This window comes from Parasedimentitalea psychrophila, from assembly GCF_030285785.1.
Taxonomy (GTDB): Bacteria; Pseudomonadota; Alphaproteobacteria; order Rhodobacterales; family Rhodobacteraceae; genus Parasedimentitalea; species Parasedimentitalea psychrophila.
Genome location: NZ_CP127247.1, coordinates 1,964,254 through 1,981,300, shown reverse-complemented (window position 1 = coordinate 1,981,300; position 17,047 = coordinate 1,964,254). Strand labels below are relative to the sequence as shown.

Annotated in this window: 20 protein-coding genes; 8 read left to right on the top strand and 12 right to left on the bottom strand. The window is 60.5% G+C overall.

What is annotated here, in order from left to right:
* Positions 1-19: 19 nt before the first annotated feature.
* On the bottom strand, positions 20-691 hold the full coding sequence (locus tag QPJ95_RS09555; protein ID WP_270919253.1) for an OmpA family protein: 672 nt from the start codon (positions 689-691) through the stop codon (positions 20-22).
* A 159-nt stretch (positions 692-850) separates the two neighbouring features.
* On the bottom strand, positions 851-1,702 hold the full coding sequence (locus QPJ95_RS09550; RefSeq protein WP_270919254.1) for a bifunctional helix-turn-helix domain-containing protein/methylated-DNA--[protein]-cysteine S-methyltransferase: 852 nt from the start codon (positions 1,700-1,702) through the stop codon (positions 851-853).
* A 171-nt stretch (positions 1,703-1,873) separates the two neighbouring features.
* Here QPJ95_RS09550 and nth point away from each other — a divergent pair, with 171 nt between their 5' ends.
* The gene (gene nth, locus QPJ95_RS09545) at positions 1,874-2,518 is read left to right on the top strand and encodes an endonuclease III (RefSeq protein ID WP_270919255.1); all 645 of its coding nucleotides are present in this window, start codon (positions 1,874-1,876) and stop codon (positions 2,516-2,518) included.
* On the top strand, positions 2,515-3,504 hold the full coding sequence (locus QPJ95_RS09540; RefSeq protein WP_270919256.1) for an adenosine kinase: 990 nt from the start codon (positions 2,515-2,517) through the stop codon (positions 3,502-3,504). Before nth ends, QPJ95_RS09540 begins: the two co-directional genes overlap by 4 nt.
* A 97-nt stretch (positions 3,505-3,601) precedes the next feature.
* Here QPJ95_RS09540 and QPJ95_RS09535 read toward each other — a convergent pair whose 3' ends face one another.
* Positions 3,602-4,084: an RNA pyrophosphohydrolase gene (locus QPJ95_RS09535; RefSeq protein ID WP_270919257.1), complete on the bottom strand. Its 483-nt coding sequence runs from the start codon at positions 4,082-4,084 to the stop codon at positions 3,602-3,604.
* Between the two features lie 129 nt (positions 4,085-4,213).
* On the opposite strand from QPJ95_RS09535, the gene QPJ95_RS09530 reads away from it, so the two are divergent.
* Positions 4,214-6,241 carry an NADPH-dependent 2,4-dienoyl-CoA reductase gene (locus QPJ95_RS09530; RefSeq protein ID WP_270919258.1) on the top strand — a complete coding sequence of 676 codons (2,028 nt, stop codon included), beginning with the start codon at positions 4,214-4,216 and terminating at the stop codon, positions 6,239-6,241.
* A gap of 75 nt (positions 6,242-6,316) precedes the next feature.
* Here QPJ95_RS09530 and QPJ95_RS09525 read toward each other — a convergent pair whose 3' ends face one another.
* Both QPJ95_RS09525 and QPJ95_RS09520 read right to left on the bottom strand, forming a co-directional pair.
* Positions 6,317-6,661 (bottom strand): antibiotic biosynthesis monooxygenase family protein, encoded by a 345-nt coding sequence (locus QPJ95_RS09525; RefSeq protein WP_270919259.1) that lies wholly within the window; start codon positions 6,659-6,661, stop codon positions 6,317-6,319.
* Entirely contained in the window at positions 6,658-6,981 is a 324-nt protein-coding gene (locus QPJ95_RS09520) for an NIPSNAP family protein (protein ID WP_270919260.1), read from the bottom strand. Before QPJ95_RS09520 ends, QPJ95_RS09525 begins: the two co-directional genes overlap by 4 nt.
* Before the next feature lie 250 nt (positions 6,982-7,231).
* On the opposite strand from QPJ95_RS09520, the gene QPJ95_RS09515 reads away from it, so the two are divergent.
* Positions 7,232-8,137 (top strand): LysR family transcriptional regulator, encoded by a 906-nt coding sequence (locus QPJ95_RS09515; protein WP_270919261.1) that lies wholly within the window; start codon positions 7,232-7,234, stop codon positions 8,135-8,137.
* A gap of 111 nt (positions 8,138-8,248) precedes the next feature.
* Here QPJ95_RS09515 and QPJ95_RS09510 read toward each other — a convergent pair whose 3' ends face one another.
* From QPJ95_RS09510 to QPJ95_RS09495, 4 genes are read right to left on the bottom strand one after another with little or no spacing between them, the layout of a single operon-like run.
* Positions 8,249-9,184: an OmpA family protein gene (locus QPJ95_RS09510; protein WP_270919262.1), complete on the bottom strand. Its 936-nt coding sequence runs from the start codon at positions 9,182-9,184 to the stop codon at positions 8,249-8,251.
* Positions 9,181-9,753, bottom strand: a complete 573-nt coding sequence (locus tag QPJ95_RS09505; protein ID WP_270919263.1) for a peroxidase-related enzyme — start codon at positions 9,751-9,753, stop codon at positions 9,181-9,183. Before QPJ95_RS09505 ends, QPJ95_RS09510 begins: the two co-directional genes overlap by 4 nt.
* A gap of 6 nt (positions 9,754-9,759) precedes the next feature.
* A complete protein-coding gene (locus QPJ95_RS09500; protein ID WP_270919264.1) occupies positions 9,760-10,485 on the bottom strand; it encodes a GNAT family N-acetyltransferase in 726 nt (241 codons plus the stop codon).
* Positions 10,482-11,204 carry a competence/damage-inducible protein A gene (locus QPJ95_RS09495; RefSeq protein WP_270919265.1) on the bottom strand — a complete coding sequence of 241 codons (723 nt, stop codon included), beginning with the start codon at positions 11,202-11,204 and terminating at the stop codon, positions 10,482-10,484. The genes QPJ95_RS09500 and QPJ95_RS09495 overlap by 4 nt, the downstream gene beginning before the upstream one ends.
* Before the next feature lie 161 nt (positions 11,205-11,365).
* Between QPJ95_RS09495 and sfsA the strand changes: the two genes are divergently transcribed.
* From sfsA to QPJ95_RS09480, 3 genes are all read left to right on the top strand, one after another.
* Positions 11,366-12,067, top strand: a complete 702-nt coding sequence (gene sfsA / locus QPJ95_RS09490; protein WP_270919266.1) for a DNA/RNA nuclease SfsA — start codon at positions 11,366-11,368, stop codon at positions 12,065-12,067.
* An 84-nt stretch (positions 12,068-12,151) separates the two neighbouring features.
* Positions 12,152-12,955 carry a type I methionyl aminopeptidase gene (map, locus tag QPJ95_RS09485; protein WP_270919267.1) on the top strand — a complete coding sequence of 268 codons (804 nt, stop codon included), beginning with the start codon at positions 12,152-12,154 and terminating at the stop codon, positions 12,953-12,955.
* A gap of 151 nt (positions 12,956-13,106) precedes the next feature.
* Positions 13,107-13,781 carry a hypothetical protein gene (locus QPJ95_RS09480; protein WP_270919268.1) on the top strand — a complete coding sequence of 225 codons (675 nt, stop codon included), beginning with the start codon at positions 13,107-13,109 and terminating at the stop codon, positions 13,779-13,781.
* Between the two features lie 143 nt (positions 13,782-13,924).
* Here the strand turns inward: QPJ95_RS09480 and QPJ95_RS09475 are convergent, their stop codons facing one another.
* Genes QPJ95_RS09475 through QPJ95_RS09465 form a run of 3 tightly spaced genes read right to left on the bottom strand, consistent with a single transcriptional unit; the run spans position 13,925 to position 16,425 of the window.
* The gene (locus tag QPJ95_RS09475; protein ID WP_270919269.1) at positions 13,925-14,602 is read right to left on the bottom strand and encodes an HAD family hydrolase; all 678 of its coding nucleotides are present in this window, start codon (positions 14,600-14,602) and stop codon (positions 13,925-13,927) included.
* Positions 14,603-14,656: 54 nt separating this feature from the next.
* Positions 14,657-15,217, bottom strand: coding sequence for a 16S rRNA (guanine(966)-N(2))-methyltransferase RsmD (gene rsmD, locus QPJ95_RS09470; protein WP_270919270.1), 561 nt, complete (start codon positions 15,215-15,217; stop codon positions 14,657-14,659).
* Positions 15,214-16,425 carry an NAD(P)/FAD-dependent oxidoreductase gene (locus QPJ95_RS09465; RefSeq protein WP_270919271.1) on the bottom strand — a complete coding sequence of 404 codons (1,212 nt, stop codon included), beginning with the start codon at positions 16,423-16,425 and terminating at the stop codon, positions 15,214-15,216. The genes rsmD and QPJ95_RS09465 overlap by 4 nt, the downstream gene beginning before the upstream one ends.
* A gap of 94 nt (positions 16,426-16,519) precedes the next feature.
* On the opposite strand from QPJ95_RS09465, the gene QPJ95_RS09460 reads away from it, so the two are divergent.
* Complete coding sequence (locus tag QPJ95_RS09460; protein WP_270919272.1) at positions 16,520-17,008, top strand: peroxiredoxin; 489 nt, start codon at positions 16,520-16,522, stop codon at positions 17,006-17,008.
* Positions 17,009-17,047: the final 39 nt, after the last annotated feature.

Genomic DNA, 17,047 nt, shown 5'->3' with positions numbered 1-17,047 from the left:
GACCTAGGCTCCAACCGGCTCAGGTTGATTGCGGAATCACCACAATTTCAACCCGGCGGTTCTGCGCTTTGCCTTCGACTGTCAGGTTGCTGGCAACCGGCTGGTCCTCGCCACGTCCATATGTCTGCACCCGGTTATACGGCACCCCGCCGGCCTGCACCTGATCCGCAACCGCATTGGCACGGCGCACAGACAGGCTTTGGTTATAGGTGGCATCGCCATCGCTGTCGGTATGGCCAATCACCTGGACCGAGCTATCGGGATAGCGCAGCAGGCTGTTGGCGATTTTCTGCAGATCCGACCGCACCGAGGCGCTGATGGCAGAGCTGTCACTGGCAAAGGTCAGGTCATCGGGCAGCGAGACAATCAACCGATCGCCTGTATTGACGATGGTGATACCCTCGTTGTCCAACTGCTGCCGCAGCTCAGCCGCTTGCTGATCCAGGTTATAGCCAATCGCCCCGCCTGCAGCCGCCCCCAGTGCCGCGCCGCCCAGAACCGCAGCGGTCTTGTTGCTGCTATTGGACAGAGCGCCAACGCTGGCGCCCAGAATGCCGCCAATGATCGCACCGCTTTTGGTGTTCTGATTGGGATCACCGTTATAGTTGTCCAGTAATGTCGCATTCGTACAGGCGCCCAGCCCCAGTGCAGCAATCAAAACAGTTGCGGTCGAAAATTTCAGCATCGTCATGGTATGGCCTTTTTATGCTCGGAACCGCGCCTGTCGCGCGTCTTTTGCCGCAATGTATCATGACTCGGCGTCCAAGGCTCAACCCCATCCCCCAGCAGATCGGCAATTCCCCGCGCACCTGCTGCCATTTGAGACCAGCCAGCGGATACTAGCCCCCCCCTAGACGTCGCAGCGACCCTCGCTGCGGGCGGACTCAAAGGCCAGCATGGCGCGTTTCACCGGCAGGCCCCAGTGATAGCCACCCAAAGCGCCGGATTTGCGCAGGGCCCGGTGGCAGGGAATCAGCCAGGACACCGGATTGCGCCCCACGGCGGTGCCAACCGCCCGCTGGGCGCGGGGCTCGCCAATCGACTGGGCGATCTCGGAATAGGTCGAGACCTGCCCCGAAGGGATGCGCAGCAGAGCCTCCCAGACCTTGATCTGCAAGGGGGCACCAATCATATGCAGCGCCGTTTCGCCGCGCTGGTCGAAGGCCGCAGTCACCAGGGGCCGCAGCATCGCAGGGTCCTCGGTGAAATTGGCCTTGGGCCAGCGAGACTGCATATCAGTCATTGTCGCCTCAGTTCCAGTTTCAGCCGCAAAACCCAATCCGCAGATGCCTTTGGTGGTGCCCATCGCCAGGGCCAGCCCAAAGGGGCTGTCGAACCAGCCCCAAGAGATCTGCATATCGGCGCCCTTGCGGGCATATTCGCCCGGACTCATCGCCTCCCAGCGCAGGAACAGGTCATGCAGACGCCCGGTGCCGGACAGTCCAACCGCATGGGCCGCCCCCAGCGTGGTGAAATTATCGTGCAACAGAGACTTGGCGTGGCCCAGCCGCAGATACTGCTGGTAGCGTTTCGGGGACACCCCAACCCAGGCCGAGAACAGCCGCTGAAAATGAGCCGGGCTCATGTCCATCTTTGTCGCAAGATCCTCGAGCGACAGCCCCTCGCCGCCTTCGTCGATCAGCTCAATCGCCCGGCGCATGACACCATAGTGATAGCTTTGCTCATTGGCCTGAGTGTTCATTGGCATGTCTCCTGTCGTCGTCTGAATTCAGGTTAAGGATTTAGCGGCCAACAAACGACCCGAAACTTGCGCCTTGTGGCTGTTGCGAAACAGCCCGCGGTTAACCCGGCCTGAGCCATTTTACCGGTTTCCCGTTGCGATGCGCCGCCGGTCACGTCATTAAGGCCCGCGATGGCAAAACAACTCGATTATCATACCATCCGCGAGATCTTCACGCGGTTCCAGCAGGCTGAACCAGAACCCAAAGGGGAGCTGGAGCATGTCAACGTCTACACCCTCGCGGTGGCGGTCGCCCTGTCGGCGCAGGCCACCGATGCCGGGGTCAACAGGGCAACACGCGCCCTGTTCCAGATCGCCGACACGCCGCAGAAGATGCTGGACCTGGGCGAAGCGGGTCTGACCGAGCATATCAAGACCATCGGGCTGTTTCGTCAGAAAGCCAAGAATGTGATCAAGATGAGCCGCATTCTGGTCGAGGACTACAACGGCGTAGTGCCGAACTCTCGCGCTGCGCTGCAATCATTGCCGGGTGTCGGCCGCAAAACCGCCAATGTGGTGCTGAACATGTGGTGGCAGCAGCCCGCACAGGCGGTGGACACCCATATCTTTCGCGTTGGCAACCGGTCCGGCATTGCTCCGGGCAAGGACGTAGACGCCGTTGAACGCGCGGTGGAAGACAATATTCCCGCTGATTTTCAACTCCACGCCCATCACTGGCTGATTTTACACGGCCGCTATCATTGTAAAGCACGCAAACCGCTCTGTGGCACCTGCCTGATCCGCGACCTGTGCATGTTTGAGGACAAAAACCTATGAAGACCTACCAGATTGTTGGCATCGGCAATGCCGTTGTCGATGTCATCAGCCAAAGCGACGACAGCTTTCTTGACCTTATGGGCATCGAGAAGGGCATCATGCAGCTGATCGAACGCGATCGCGGCGAAGTGCTTTATGCGGCGATGCAGGGCCGGGTGCAGACCCCCGGTGGATCGGTCGCCAATACCATCGCCGGGGCTGGCGCGCTGGGGCTGGATGCGGCCTTTATTGGCCGGGTGCATGACGATGCGCTGGGGCAGTTCTACGCCAAAGCGATGACTGACGATGGCGTTGATTTTGTCAATGCGCCGGTCGCCGGTGGTGAGCTGCCCACCTCGCGCTCGATGATCTTTGTGTCGCCGGACGGTGAGCGCTCGATGAACACCTATCTGGGCATCTCCTCCGAGCTGAGCTCGGCCGATGTGTCCTCGGGTGTGGCCGGTCAGGCCCAGATCATGTTCCTCGAGGGCTATCTGTTCGACAAGGACAAGGGCAAAACCGCGTTTCTGGAGGCGGCGCGCAGCTGCCATGCAGGCGGCGGCAAGGCTGGCATCGCCATTTCCGACCCGTTCTGTGTCGAACGTCACCGCGCCGATTTCCTGTCGCTGATCGAAAACGAGCTGGACTACGTGATCGGCAATGAGGCCGAGATCAAGTCACTGTTTGAAACCGATGATCTGGAAGCCGCATTGGCGCAAACCGCCGAGATCTGCCCGCTGGTGGTCTGCACCCGTTCGGGCGATGGCGTGACTGTGGTGTCCGAGGGCAAACAGATCGAGGTGCCGGTGACCCGTGTGGTGCCAGTCGACGCCACCGGAGCCGGCGATCAGTTTGCGGCCGGCTTCCTGTTTGGCATGGCCACTGGCCGTGATCTGGAAACCTGTGCCAAGATCGGCTGCCTCTGCGCCGGTGAGGTGATCAGCCACATTGGCCCCCGCCCCGAGGCCAACATGCTGGAACTGCTGCGCGCCGAAGGTCTGCTGTAAACAAACCCAGGCTCTCCCGCCCGTCGGAAATGCCCCCTGCGGGGGCAATTCCTTCCGTTGGGCCCAGCGCGCGGCTTTGCCGCGCGCTGTCAGTTGATTACAGATACCCCTGAAATTCGGCGACCACCCGCGCATAGACCTCGCGCTTGAACGGCACGATCTTGTCCACCAACTGATCCACCGGCTGCCAGCACCAGGCCGAGAACTCGGGGTGCTCGGTGTCGATGTTGACCTGATCATCACTACCGGTAAAGCGCATCAGATACCATTTCTGTTCCTGGCCGCGATATTTGCCACCCCAGAATTTCGGCACCACGTCATGTGGCAGCTCATAGGGCAGCCAGCCGTCGCTTTCGGCGATGATCTCGACCAGTTCGGGCACCACTCCGGTTTCCTCTTCCAGTTCCCGCAGCGCCGCCGTGCGGGGATCTTCGCCGTCATCAATGCCACCCTGCGGCATCTGCCAGGCGTCCTTGAACCGGTCTTTGCGCTGGCCGACAAAGACATCGCCCGCCGCGTTCAACAGCATCACCCCGACATTGGGGCGATAGGGCAGTTTGGCAATCTCACTCGGCGTCATCTCGCTCTCCTGATGTTATAGGTCCTGTGTAGCGCGGCCTTCGCGTCGTACAAGAGGGTGACGCCGCGTTTCGGGTGACAAGTCGCTGCAACGCGGCAATTCTATCCGGCACATCTGAGGGAGAGTGTGATGACTGAGTACCCAAACCTGCTGGCGCCGTTGGACCTGGGCTTTACCACCCTGAAGAACCGCGTGTTGATGGGATCCATGCACACTGGCCTGGAAGAGACCCGCGACTGGAACCGGGTGGCCGAGTTCTATGCATCGCGGGCACGCGGCGAGGTAGGCCTGATGGTCACCGGCGGCATTGGCCCCAATCTTGAAGGCTCGGTCCTGCCCGGCGCGGCGATGATGACCTGCGACGACGACGTCAACAACCACGCCATTGTCACCGACCGCGTTCATCAGGCCGGTGGCAAGATCGCGATGCAGATCCTGCATGCCGGGCGCTATGCTTACGGCCCCAAATGTGTCGCCCCCAGTGCGATAAAATCGCCGATCTCTCCGTTCCCGCCCACGGCGCTGGATGAGGATGGCATCGAAAAACAGATCGCCGATATCGTCAACGCCGCCGTCCTGGCGCAAAGGGCCGGCTATGACGGTGTCGAGATCATGGGCTCTGAGGGCTATTTCCTCAACCAATTCCTGGTCAAGCACACCAACAAACGGGAGGACCGCTGGGGCGGATCTTATGAGAACCGAATGCGCCTGGCTGTTGAGGTGGTGCGCCGCACCCGTGCGGCTGTGGGGGTGAATTTCATTATCATCTTCCGGCTGTCGATGATCGACCTGGTGCCCAATGGGTCCACCCATGACGAGGTGGTGCAACTGGCCGTCGCGGTTGAGAAAGTCGGCGCCACCATTATCAATTCTGGTATCGGCTGGCACGAGGCACGCATCCCCACCATCGCCACCAGCGTTCCGCGCGCCGCTTTTGCCTGGATCACCAAGAAACTGATGGGCAAGATTGGCATTCCGCTGATTGCCTCGAACCGGATCAACACGCCCGAGGTCGGCGAAGAGGTGCTGGCCACAGGCTGCGCCGATATGGTGTCGATGGCGCGTCCGATGCTGGCGGATGCGGATTTTGTCAAAAAGGCAATGCGTGGCGCAGGCGATCAGATCGCCCCCTGCATCGCCTGCAATCAGGCCTGTCTGGACCATACATTCGGCGGCAAGCTGACCTCGTGCCTGGTCAACCCGCAGGCCTGCTATGAGACCGAACTGCTGATCGAGATCGCTCCCGTCGCCAAGACCATCGCCATTGTGGGCGCAGGTCCGGCTGGGCTGTCCACCGCATTGACCGCCGCAAAGCGCGGCCATGTGGTCACCCTGTTCGACCAGGCGGACGAGCTTGGCGGTCAGCTGAACATGGCCAAGCAGGTGCCGGGCAAAGAGGAATTCCGGGGATTGGTGGACTGGTATCGCACCATGGTGGCCAAGGCCGGGATCACCGTGAAACTGGGCACCAAAGTGAGCGCCGATGATCTGGCCGGGTTTGACGAGGTGGTGATTGCCGCCGGCGTTGTCCCGCGGGACCCTGAGATCCCCGGCCAGGACCGCGACAACGTGCTGAGCTATATCGACGTGCTGCGCGGCAAGGCCCCCGTTGGTCAGCATGTTGCGGTGATCGGCGCCGGCGGTATTGGCTTTGATGTCTGCGAATTCCTGCTGGAGGACGGCCACAGCCCGACAACCGACCTGCCGCTGTGGATGAAGGAATGGGGGGTCGCCGATCCCGAGGAGCACCGCGCCGGACTTGCGCCAGAAGGCCCACAACCAGGCGCACCGGCCCGCAGGGTGACTCTGTTGCAGCGCAAGACCAAGGCGCATGGCAAGGGGCTGGGCAAGACCACCGGCTGGATCCACCGCGCAACGCTGAGAATGAAGCAGGTCGAGATGCTGGGCGGGGTCAACTATGAGCGGATCGACGATGAGGGGCTGCATGTCTCGTTTGGCGAGGCCCGCGACACCCCGACGGTGATCCCAGCTGATACCATCGTGCTGTGCTCGGGTCAGCTGCCCGAGCGCACACTGGCGGATGCTTTGGCCGAGCGCGGTGTTGCCTGTCATGTCATCGGCGGCGCCGATGTGGCGGCAGAATTGGACGCCAAACGGGCGATCAATCAGGGCACCCGTCTGGCCGCTTCGTTCTAATCTGGCCGCTTCGTTCTAAGAAAAAGGGTGCGTGAACCCGCGCCAATGCGCGGAACCACGCACCCTACAATCATATCAGCCGTGCAGCTCGCGGCTGTCTTTGGGCGCCTGATCCCGGTCCTCCATGCCATAGTCGCGAAGCACACTGGCCACCCGCAGGCGGTAGTCTGCGAAGATACCGCCGCGCCCCTGGCTCTGGCCGCCGCGATGCTCTGCCGTTTGGCGCCAGGACCGGACCGCCTGTTCGTCGCGCCAAAAGGACAGCGACAGCAGCTTGTCCGGGTCACTCAGGCTTTGGAACCGTTCAACCGAGATGAAGCCATCACTCTGCTGCAACACCGGCAGCAAATCAGCGGCAACCTGCAGATAGTCGGGCTTGCGGCCCTCGGCGATACGGACTTCAAACAGCACTGCAATCATCTCGGGTCTCCATGTGGCAAAGAGACCTGTTTCAGCCAAGTCCGGTCTTCGCGCAACAGGAACTTCTCTTGCTGGGCAAAGCGGTAATTCTCCTGCCCCAGCGGGTCGGCGGCAAGACGGCTTCGATAGGCCTCGTAATCGGCCAGGCTGGCCACGTTGTAGATGCCATAGGCCAATGTAGAGGAGCCCTCGTGCGGCGCATAGTAGCCGATCAGATCGGCGCCGCAGCGTGGGATCGCCTGGCCCCAGTTGCGGGCGTATTGCTCGAACTGGGCTTTTTTGGTCGGGTCGATTTGGTAGCGGATGATACAGGTCAGCATAGCAGTCTCCAATAGGGCTGACCTGCCTCTACAGGCTTGGGGCAGGCCAATGCTTCGGCCTGGACCGAACTGTGCAGCACCGGTCGAAGATATCCTGGATGGCGTGGCAACCAGCGGGGGGCGCCCCCGCGATCGTTTCCAAAGACTCAACGATCCTGTGAAAACCCCGGTATTATCCCACCATCGCCCAGATGTTGCCTGAATTGACCGCCATTGACGGGGCTAGCACTGAATGCTTGAGGGGAACGAGATGGACCGACTGACCGAAATGGAAGCCTTTGCCAATGTGGTGGACCAAGGTGGGTTTACCGACGCGGCGCGCAAGATGGGCATCTCCAAATCCGCGGTGTCGAAACATGTGTCCAGCCTTGAGGCCCGGCTGGGAGCCCGGCTGCTGAACCGCACCACCCGCCGGGTGTCGCCGACCGAGATTGGTCTGGCCTATTATGACCGGGCGCGACGGGTGCTGAACGACGCAGGCGAAGCCGACGCGCTGGTGACCTCGATGCAATCGGCGCCATCCGGGCTGCTGCGCATTTCCGTGGCCACCGATTTCGGCGTCAACCACCTGTCCCCCGTGCTCTCCGAATTCCTGAATGATTTCCCTGACATCACCGTCAACATGGTCTTGAACAACCGCTTTGTTGAACTGATATCAGAGGGCTTTGACATGGCGCTGCGCATCGGTGAGCTGGAAGACAGCACCCTGCGCGCCCGCAAATTGACCGAGACCACCAAGCGGATGATTGCCTCGCCCGGGTATCTGGAGAAATTTGGCCGCCCGCAAAAGATTGACGACTTGAATGCCCATAAACTGCTGCATTACTCGAACCAATCGAGCGGCAACATGTGGAAACTGACAGCGCCGTCCGGCGAAAAACGTCAGGTCCGTACGGCCGGCTGGCTTAGCGTCAATGATGGCCAATCGCTGTTGAACGCGGCCATTTCAGGTCTCGGCATCGCCTATTTGCCCAGCTATCTGTATTCATCTGCGATGGCAGAAGGGCTGATCGAAGATGTGATGCCAAACCTGCCGATCGAAACTCAAGGCATCTACGCCGTCTATCCGCCGGGCCGGTTCACCCAGCCCAAAGTGCGCGCCTTTATCGATTTTCTGGTGCACGCCTTTGCCGACAAAGGCCCCGGCGACTGGTAACCCCAACACCCTCGACACTCTGCCCCGTGCCTTGGCGCGGGGCTTTTTCACGTCTGGCCTGATCTAGACTGGCCTGATCTAGACTGGCCTGATCTAGCCGTGGGCGGGGCGCTACCGCGACAGCAGCACCGCTTCGACCCGACGATTGGCATCACGCCCCTCGTCCGTCAGATTGCTGGTCAGCGGTGCCATATATCCAACCCCTGCGGTCTCAATCTGGGCCTCATCAATCTCAAACTGTTTTAGCAATCTTTCGCGAACGGACCTAGCACGGCGATGCGACAGGGTGATGTTTTTGTCCTGATTGCCAATGTTATCGGTGTGACCGACAAGCGAAATGCGCATCTCGGGCGAGGCCGCCAATACCGCCGCCAGCTGGGTCAGTTGTTCAAACGGCCCTTTACCAAGACGGGCAGAGCCGGTTTCGAACAGCAGCCCCGTCAGCACCACCCGACCATCCGAGATCAGGGCCTCCAGTATGCCGGCCTGCGCGACCTGCCCGGGCAGATCTGCCACCGTCACCTCAGGCAGGGATTCGGGAGCGGCAATCTGCAGCGGATCGGCACTGGTCGGGCGGACCTCGATCAGCTGAATATAGGTCGAGGTCCCCGAGCGAGACACCAATAGCGACAGCGCCTGATCGGCGCCTTTGATTGCTGACAGAAATTGAAAATCACCAATATCAACCGTCATGTCCGGCGCCGGAACCACCTCGATGCCAAAGCGGAAATCGAATCCGCCGCAGTCCAGCGTCTGGCATTGGAACTGGACCTGATACCCCGCCGCCTGCAGCTGTTGCCGCATCGGCACAAACATCTGCATCGCGCTGGTCTGCCCCGTCAACCGCCAGGTGCGGCGCAGCACCTGGCCTTCAAAGTGCCGAACCGGGACAGTGTCACCAACCGCAGGCCCCATTGGCAGCGCGTAGCGGGCCAATGGGCTTTGCCGCATGCTGAGAAACTGGGCGCCCGCGGGCGGTGACAGATCGCTTGCCAGAACCGGCAATGCCAGCGCCGCAGCGCCAATTATGGCAAGCGCGCGAATCACCGGGACTGGCTGTGGTATTCGTCGTTGGGCACCATCCCGGTGGCGCTGGCAACCCGGTTGGACATGTTGTAAAATCCGGTCACATTGGCAATGTCCCAGATGTCGCGGTCACTGAACCCCTCATCCCGCAGCCCTTGGCGGTCAGCCTCGGAAATCTCGGCGCTGGCAGTGGTCATCTTAGCGGCAAAATCCAGCATGCTGCGCTGACGGCCTTCCAGCGGCGCCACCCGGTAATTCATCACCAGCATTTCGCCCAGTTTTGGATCACCCGACAGTTGCCGCACCGCCGCCCCATGCGCCACCAGACAATAGAAACACTTGTTGATCGACGAGACCACCACTGCGATCATCTCGCGCTCCAGCTTGCTCAACCCGCTCTCGGCCAGCATTATATCGTTATACATGCCGGTAAAAGCGTTCAACTTGTCGATGTCAAAGGCGTTGGCCTTTAGCACATTGGGGATCATGCCCAGTTTTTCGACACAGATATCAAAGTATTTTTGGGTCTGCGGTGGCAGCGGGTCCACCATCGGCAGGTCCAGTGCGGTGGGCATGGTCTGATCAGTCATTTGAACTCAATCTCCGTTCGACAATATACGATAGTGATACTGTCCCACAGCGGTCATGCCGAGGGAAGCATAGAGCCCATTGGCGCCGGTGTTACGTTTGGTACACATCAATGCCAGCTCCTCGGCACCGTTATCGCGGGCCCAGAATGCGGCCTGCCGCATCATCCACAGGCCCATCCCTTGACGACGTTGGTGTGGCAGGATTTCCAGCGCGTAGACCATCGCCATACCGTCGTGGATGGCGCAAAACGCGGTGCCGGCCGGTTGCTCGTTGCCGCGGCTGAGGATCGAAGTCTTTGGCCCCTCTACCTGCTCCATAACGGCCAGTCGCTGCGGGCCAATACCACCCGCGGCCCAGATTTCGACCTGAATGGCCAATGGCTCCCAAACGCAAAAGGTGGTGACGGGGGGAATGTCGATGTCGGTCAGCAAAGAGGCCGGGCAGGACCACAGATTGACCGGATCTTTCACCTGATATCCACGCGCCGCCAACTGGGCATCCAGCCCATCCTCGCCGTCGCGGATCATGAACAGCGGCACCTGCCCCATGTCGCGCATCGCCGCTTCGGCGGCGGCGATATCTCCGTCAGTCACCGGGCCATTGACCGTTGCCGAGGACACCCGACTGCCGCCGCCCCGCCCCTCGCGCAGAGTGATTGGCCCCAGCGTGAACTTTCGGGCGCAGGGCCATGTTGCCTCAGCCACAGCGTAAAAACGTGGATCGGTGCTCAAAGGTCCAGCTCCTTGGCCAATTGTGTCATGGCAGCGTCGATGCGCATGCCCTCGGTGCCACGAATGACAATATTGGCGCCAAATGCACCGTCCTGCTGAAACGGGTAACAACCGATGGACAGATCACCGTAGCGCGCCGCCAGGGCGCCAAGCATCGGGGCGATGTCGCCTTCGCCGCGATGCACCCGCAGCGTTTGCGACAGCATCGGCTGCCCCCCGGTCAGCCCCGGCAACACTGATGCCACCATGGCCTGAAACACCATTGGCACCCCCGCCATCACATGCACATTGCCAAGGGTGAACCCCGGCGCAACCGAGACCGGATTGTCGATCAGCGAGGCCCCGTCGGGAATGCGCGCCATGCGCAGCCGCGCCTCGTTCAGTTCCTTGCCTGTGGTCTTGTAATGCGCAGCCAGCAGCGACCGCGCGTCATCCCGTACATCAATCTGCACCCCAAAGGCCTGTGAAATACAGTCGGCGGTGATGTCGTCATGGGTGGGGCCAATGCCGCCACTGGTAAACACATGGTCAAAGCCGGCTGACAGCGCCTGAACCGCCGAAATGATCGCCGCGCTGTCATCGCTGACAATCCGGACCTCACCCAGATCAATACCGTGTTTGGTCAACTCACCCGCCAAAAAGTACATATTGGCGTCGCGGGTACGCCCCGAGAGGATCTCATCACCAATGACCAGCATGGCAGCGGTAGGGTTTGGCATTGTCTCACTCCTTCGGCAGTTTTGCCCGCAAGATACGCCCACCCGCCGCAAGGGCAAGCAGACAGTTCATTTTTCCACTGTGCGCGCAGGGATGTGGTCGGCGTCATGGCTGGCCGCAACTGATGCTTTGACAACCGGCGGCGGTGCGATAGGCAGACATCATGAAATTTGCAACACCCCTCATCCCCGCCACCCTGCTCCGCCGCTACAAACGGTTTCTGGCCGATTGCCTGCTGGCGGATGGCCGCGAAATCACTGCCCATTGCGCCAATCCCGGCTCAATGATGGGGCTGGCTGACCCGGGAATGCGGGTCTGGCTAGAGCCCAACGACGACCCCAAGAAAAAGCTGAACTACGGCTGGCGACTGATCGAGCATGAAAACGGCCACTTCACCGGCGTTGACACCTCGGTGCCCAACCGCGCCCTGCGCGCCTCGCTCGAAGCCGGGGAAATCGCCGAGCTGGCCGCCTATGAAACCATCCGCCCCGAGGTCAAATACGGCGCCGCCAGTCGCATCGACTTCCTGCTCACCCAGCCGGGCCTGCCGGACTGCTATGTCGAGGTCAAAAGCGCCACCCTGTGTCGCCAGCCCGGATTGGTAGAATTCCCCGACAGCGTCACCAAACGCGGCACCAAACATCTGGGTGAATTAACCAATATGGTGCAACAGGGCCACCGGGCGGTGATGCTCTATCTGGTACAGCGCACAGATTGCCAGCACTTCCAACTGGCGGCCGATATCGACCCGACCTATGCGGCAGCCTTTGCACAGGCCCAGACCGCAGGTGTTGAAAGACTGATCTACACAACCAATATTTCACCTGATGAAATTACCCTTGGTCCAGCCATCCCGGCAGGCTAAGTAGCCCCGTATAACGGGCTATGGCCCTTTGGCGCCAATACCCTTAGATAGCAGTCTAGGATTGCAGCGATGGAGCCCATCTAGATGAGAAAAAACGATGGCCGGACGACCAAGGACGGCATTCGCATTTACCAACAGGCCGATTTTGCCGGCATGCATGTGGCCGGGGAACTCGCCGCGCGCATTCTCGACGATATTGCGGCGCATATCTTTGTTGGCCAAACCACCGGCGAGATCGACCGGTTGATCACCAAAATGGTCGACGATGCTGGCGCTACCTCAGCCACCATCGGCTACAAAGGCTATCAACACGCCAGCTGTATCTCGGTGAACCACGTGGTGTGCCACGGCATCCCCGGCGACAAAAAGCTGAAAGATGGCGATATCCTCAACATCGACGTCACTGTGATCGTCGATGGCTGGTTTGGCGACACCAGCCGGATGTATGTGGCCGGAAAAATGCCACTCAAGGCAAAGCGTCTCATTCAGGTCACCCATGATGCCCTGATGAAGGGCATCGAGGCCGTGAAGCCCGGCAATACCTTTGGCGACATCGGCCATGCCATTCAGGTCTATGCCGAAAGCCAGCGGATGAGCGTGGTGCGCGATTTCTGTGGCCACGGCTTGGGTCTGGTCTTTCACGCACCGCCCAACGTGCTGCACTACGGTCGCCCCGGCACTGGCCCCAAGCTCGAGGAAGGCATGTTCTTCACCATCGAGCCGATGATTAACTTGGGCCGCCCCGAGACCAAGGTGCTGGCCGACGACTGGACCGCCGTAACCCGCGACAAATCCCTGTCAGCCCAGTTCGAGCATTCGATTGGGGTCACTGCCGACGGGTTTGACATTTTCACTCTGTCGCCCGGTGGTAAGTTCCACCCGACCTAACGCTGACCTCTCACGGTTTGACTGCCCCATCGCCTGATCCAGACCCGGCGATGGGGCCCAGACAGCCGACGACAGCCAGTGCTGATCCTGGATATTTGACGAAAGCCGCCAATGCCCTAAGCTGATCCCTGTTTAATTAGGGAGATTTTATATGAGTTTTAAAAACATCATCGCAGTGATTGCACTGCTTGGTCTGGCCCCCGCCGCGCAGTCGCAAGAGCCAAGCCTCTCCTTCAACCTGTTCAGTTACCAAGGCGCTTACCTCAATCGCATTTTTCGGTTCAATGCCGACTATACCGCCAAATACAACATCCCGATCAAAGTGCCCTTTGCGCTACAGATCCCGATCCGCAATGATGTTGAGCTGATCGCCGATGGCCGCCCCAGCGGCGGCATTGTCAAATTCACCTTCGCCACTAAAGACCCATCCGGGCGCAGGTTCATCGAGAACTTTCATGTGGTGGATGCCAGTTTCCCCATCCCGCAAGACAGCGACGACCCGATGCCGATCCGCCTGCGCAGCGCCGCCAAGGCGCTGACACAATCGGCCTATCCCTCTGCGATCCAGGGCTTTACCGACGCCAAAATCATCAGCACTCGCGAAATTTCCGTCAATGGCATGCGCGCGGTCCAACTGCTGGCCACCTATACCGACCCGTCCAATGGCCCGATGGTGCTGCAACTGGTCGCCATTCCCCACCCGGCCCGCGCCGAGAGCTATTTCATCCTGCACAATATCAGCCGCAACCTGGTCCCGATCAACGGCCCCGAGCAATTGCCCGATACCCTGGGCGGACGGATACTGGCCAGCTTCAGCTATGAATAACCCAGTCCCGCCGCCCCAGTCCCGCCGCCCCAGCCCTACAAGGATCCGCTTTCATCTGGCCAAAAATATCCCAGGGGGTGAATTGTCGCCCCAGCGGCAAGAGGGGGGCAGCGCCCCCCTTACTTTTGGGTAAGGATTTCCGGCTACGCCCCGGCGTCAGTCAAGCCAATCAGCGCTGGCACCTGCGCCATAGCACCAAACACCTCGGCCCCCTGCTCGGCCAGTTTTGCACCAATGCCCTCGGGGGCATAGCCCAGACACCGCATCCCCGCCCGCATCGCAGCCTTGGCCCCGGTGGCGCTGTCTTCAATCACCAAACACTGCCGCGCCTGAACGTCAAAATGGCTGGCAGCTGCCAGAAACAGCCCCGGTTCGGGTTTGGCAACGCCCAGCGTATGGGCCGAGAACATCGCGTTGGGGTGAAACCGTTGCCACAAATCACTCTGACCCAAAGTGATCCGCATCTTGTCCTCGCAGCCGTTAGAGGCCACACAACAGGGAATATTCTCGCGATCAAGCAACGCCAAAAGTTCGGGAATACCAGAAACAAGCGGCACGCCATCTTTCAGCCTTGCGTAAGTCTCTTGATAGACCTCATCAACCCAGTTCAGCGGTAGATCCGCACCCAGTTTCTGGGCCTTACCTTTCACGCCAGCCATCGTGCCACCAACAAACAGGTCCATACAGTCTGCCAGGTCCAGATGTAGCCCGTACTGCGCCAAGTTCTCGACCAACACCTGGTTTGAAATCACTTCGCTGTCGACAAGCACGCCATCACAATCAAAAATCACCAGCTTTGGGGTCGGATGGGTCTTTGGCATAAAATCGTTCCTGACTTCAGATAATAATCAAATCAATGCGCAAAGGCCTGCTAATCACTCCGAAACATCTCGCCACATCAGAGTGATATGAGTGTCGCCATATTTGCGGCTGTCGCGCAACTGATAGCCTTTGGGCGCCGCCATCGGGCTGCTTTCCTCCCAGACCACCAGCGCCTCATCGTCGATCCAGCCTGCCTCGGCCGCCACAGCCAAGGCCTTTTCGCCCAGGCCTTTGCCGTAGGGCGGGTCGAGAAAGATCAGATCATAGGGTGCATCCGGGTTTACCCCCAGCTTCAGCACATCCCGCTTGATCAGACTGGTACTGTCCTGACTGCGGGTGATGTCGATGTTCTTGCGGATCAGCCCCGAGGACACCCGCCCACTGTCAACAAAGCTCACCCAGGACGCGCCCCGTGACAGGGCTTCCAACCCCAGCGCACCGGTGCCGGCAAACAGGTCCAGAACCCGGGCCCCCGGAATAACGCCGGTGTTGGCCAGCACATTGAACAGGCTTTCGCGCACCCGGTCTGTGGTGGGGCGCAGATGCGCGCCTGCGTCGCCCTTGCCCACCGCAGCCAGCGCCCGGCCGCGAAAACCCCCGGCAATGATCCTCATGCTTTCAACAGCGACTTCAGGTCGATCTCGGGATCAGCTACAACCTTGGGATCGCAACTCTTGCCCGCATCAATCAACCGCTTTCCCACCATATAGGCGCGCGGGTCGTTCATCGCATCCACCGCCAGCAACTGGTCATCCTTGAAATACCAGAACGACACCGAGGCACCGGCGCCGGCACGGGTGACCACTTGGCTATAGCCGGTGTTCAGCCCGGCGATCTGCAGTTTGACGTCATACTGATCAGACCAGAACCACGGCTTGGCGGTATAGGCCTTTTCCGCCCCCATGATATTCTGCGCCACGATCTCGGACTGATCGATCGCGTTGGGCACGCTCTCTAACCGAATGCGCCCGCCCTGATAGGGAAACGAGGCACAATCGCCGGCCGCCCAGATTGACGCATCCGAGGTCCGCCCCTGCGCGTCGGTCTCAATGCCGTTGTTCAAGGTCACACCGGCCATTTCAGCCAGCTGCGTGGCAGGAGAGATACCAACACCAACAACCACAAAATCCAACTCCAGCGTGGACCCATCGCTGAGCACCGCGCCGGTGAGCTTGCCATCACGGCCCAGCAGCCGCTCCAGCCCAACCCCTTCGCGGATATCCACCCCATGCGCGCCATGCAGGGCGCGGAAATAATCCGATGTTTCGGGCGCCGCCACCCGTTGCAATATGCGGTCTGCCATCTCGACCAGCACCACATTTACACCGCGTTTGGCACAGACCGCCGCCGCCTCCAGACCGATATAGCCGCCGCCAACAATCAGTGTGCGGGCACCCTCACGCACCGAGGGCGCCATGGCGTCGACATCCGCCAAGCCGCGCACCACAAACACGCCCTCCAGATCACCACCGATTGCCGTCGGCAGGCGACGCGGGTCTGATCCGGTGGTCAGCGCCAGATGATCATAGGCGATCACCTCATCGCCAATACTGACCGTCTTGGCGGCTGCATCAATGGCACTGACCGGCTGGCCCAGCTTCAGGGTGATATTGTTGTCGGCATAAAACTTCTCAGGCCGCAGAAACAACCGCTCCAGCGCCATGTCCCCCAGCAGATAGGCCTTGGACAGTGGCGGGCGCTGATAGGGCAGCGCGGTTTCGGCCCCGATCAGGGTGATCTCGCCGTCAAATCCGACCTTGCGCAGCTTGGCCACCAGCGACGATCCCGCCTGCCCGGCCCCTATCACGACGATCTGGCTCATGTTGCCCTTGCCTCCCTGCACTGTTGTGGTCACGGTTCTGCCGGACCCTATATGCGGGCCCAACCAAAACGCAATTAGAAGTGACGAGGCAAAGATGATTTCAGTAGGTGAAAAGCTACCAGAGGCAACATTGGTGCAGATCGGCGCCAAGGGCCCGGAACCGGTTGCCATTGGTGATAAGACCAGGGGCCGCAAAGTGGCGATCTTTGCCGTGCCGGGTGCCTATACCCCAACCTGCAGCGCCGCCCATGTGCCCAGCTTTATCCGCACCAAGGACCAATTGATCGCCAAAGGCGTCGACGAGATCATCTGCATTTCGGTCAACGATCCCTTTGTGATGGCGGCCTGGGGCAAAGAGACCGGCGCCACCGAGGCCGGGATAACCATGCTGGCCGATGCCGATTGCAGCCTGACCGAGGCCATAGGCATGCGATTTGATGCCGCCGCGGCCGGCCTTCTGGCCCGTTCGCTGCGCTATGCAATGCTGGTCGAGGACGGCGAGGTGACGATTCTGCAGATGGAAAAAGGCCCCGGCATCTGCGAGCTGACCGCCGGTGAAGGCCTGCTGGAGACGATGGGCTGATCCCAGTCAAAACAGACCAAAGCCCCGGCCGCTCCGGGG

Bases quoted from the DNA above. Each gene is read 5' to 3' on its own strand.
- map (WP_270919267.1), top strand. From the start codon at position 12,152: ATGAGAAAAAACGATGGCCGGACGACCAAGGACGGCATTCGCATTTAC.
- QPJ95_RS09515 (WP_270919261.1), top strand. From the start codon at position 7,232: ATGGACCGACTGACCGAAATGGAAGCCTTTGCCAATGTGGTGGACCAA.
- QPJ95_RS09535 (WP_270919257.1), bottom strand. From the start codon at position 4,084: ATGACGCCGAGTGAGATTGCCAAACTGCCCTATCGCCCCAATGTCGGG.
- QPJ95_RS09550 (WP_270919254.1), bottom strand. From the start codon at position 1,702: ATGAACACTCAGGCCAATGAGCAAAGCTATCACTATGGTGTCATGCGC.
- QPJ95_RS09460 (WP_270919272.1), top strand. From the start codon at position 16,520: ATGATTTCAGTAGGTGAAAAGCTACCAGAGGCAACATTGGTGCAGATC.
- QPJ95_RS09495 (WP_270919265.1), bottom strand. From the start codon at position 11,204: ATGCCAAACCCTACCGCTGCCATGCTGGTCATTGGTGATGAGATCCTC.
- QPJ95_RS09525 (WP_270919259.1), bottom strand. From the start codon at position 6,661: ATGATTGCAGTGCTGTTTGAAGTCCGTATCGCCGAGGGCCGCAAGCCC.
- QPJ95_RS09530 (WP_270919258.1), top strand. From the start codon at position 4,214: ATGACTGAGTACCCAAACCTGCTGGCGCCGTTGGACCTGGGCTTTACC.
- QPJ95_RS09480 (WP_270919268.1), top strand. From the start codon at position 13,107: ATGAGTTTTAAAAACATCATCGCAGTGATTGCACTGCTTGGTCTGGCC.
- QPJ95_RS09475 (WP_270919269.1), bottom strand. From the start codon at position 14,602: ATGCCAAAGACCCATCCGACCCCAAAGCTGGTGATTTTTGATTGTGAT.
- nth (WP_270919255.1), top strand. From the start codon at position 1,874: ATGGCAAAACAACTCGATTATCATACCATCCGCGAGATCTTCACGCGG.
- rsmD (WP_270919270.1), bottom strand. From the start codon at position 15,217: ATGAGGATCATTGCCGGGGGTTTTCGCGGCCGGGCGCTGGCTGCGGTG.
- QPJ95_RS09540 (WP_270919256.1), top strand. From the start codon at position 2,515: ATGAAGACCTACCAGATTGTTGGCATCGGCAATGCCGTTGTCGATGTC.
- QPJ95_RS09465 (WP_270919271.1), bottom strand. From the start codon at position 16,425: ATGAGCCAGATCGTCGTGATAGGGGCCGGGCAGGCGGGATCGTCGCTG.
- QPJ95_RS09520 (WP_270919260.1), bottom strand. From the start codon at position 6,981: ATGCTGACCTGTATCATCCGCTACCAAATCGACCCGACCAAAAAAGCC.
- QPJ95_RS09505 (WP_270919263.1), bottom strand. From the start codon at position 9,753: ATGACTGATCAGACCATGCCCACCGCACTGGACCTGCCGATGGTGGAC.
- QPJ95_RS09555 (WP_270919253.1), bottom strand. From the start codon at position 691: ATGACGATGCTGAAATTTTCGACCGCAACTGTTTTGATTGCTGCACTG.
- sfsA (WP_270919266.1), top strand. From the start codon at position 11,366: ATGAAATTTGCAACACCCCTCATCCCCGCCACCCTGCTCCGCCGCTAC.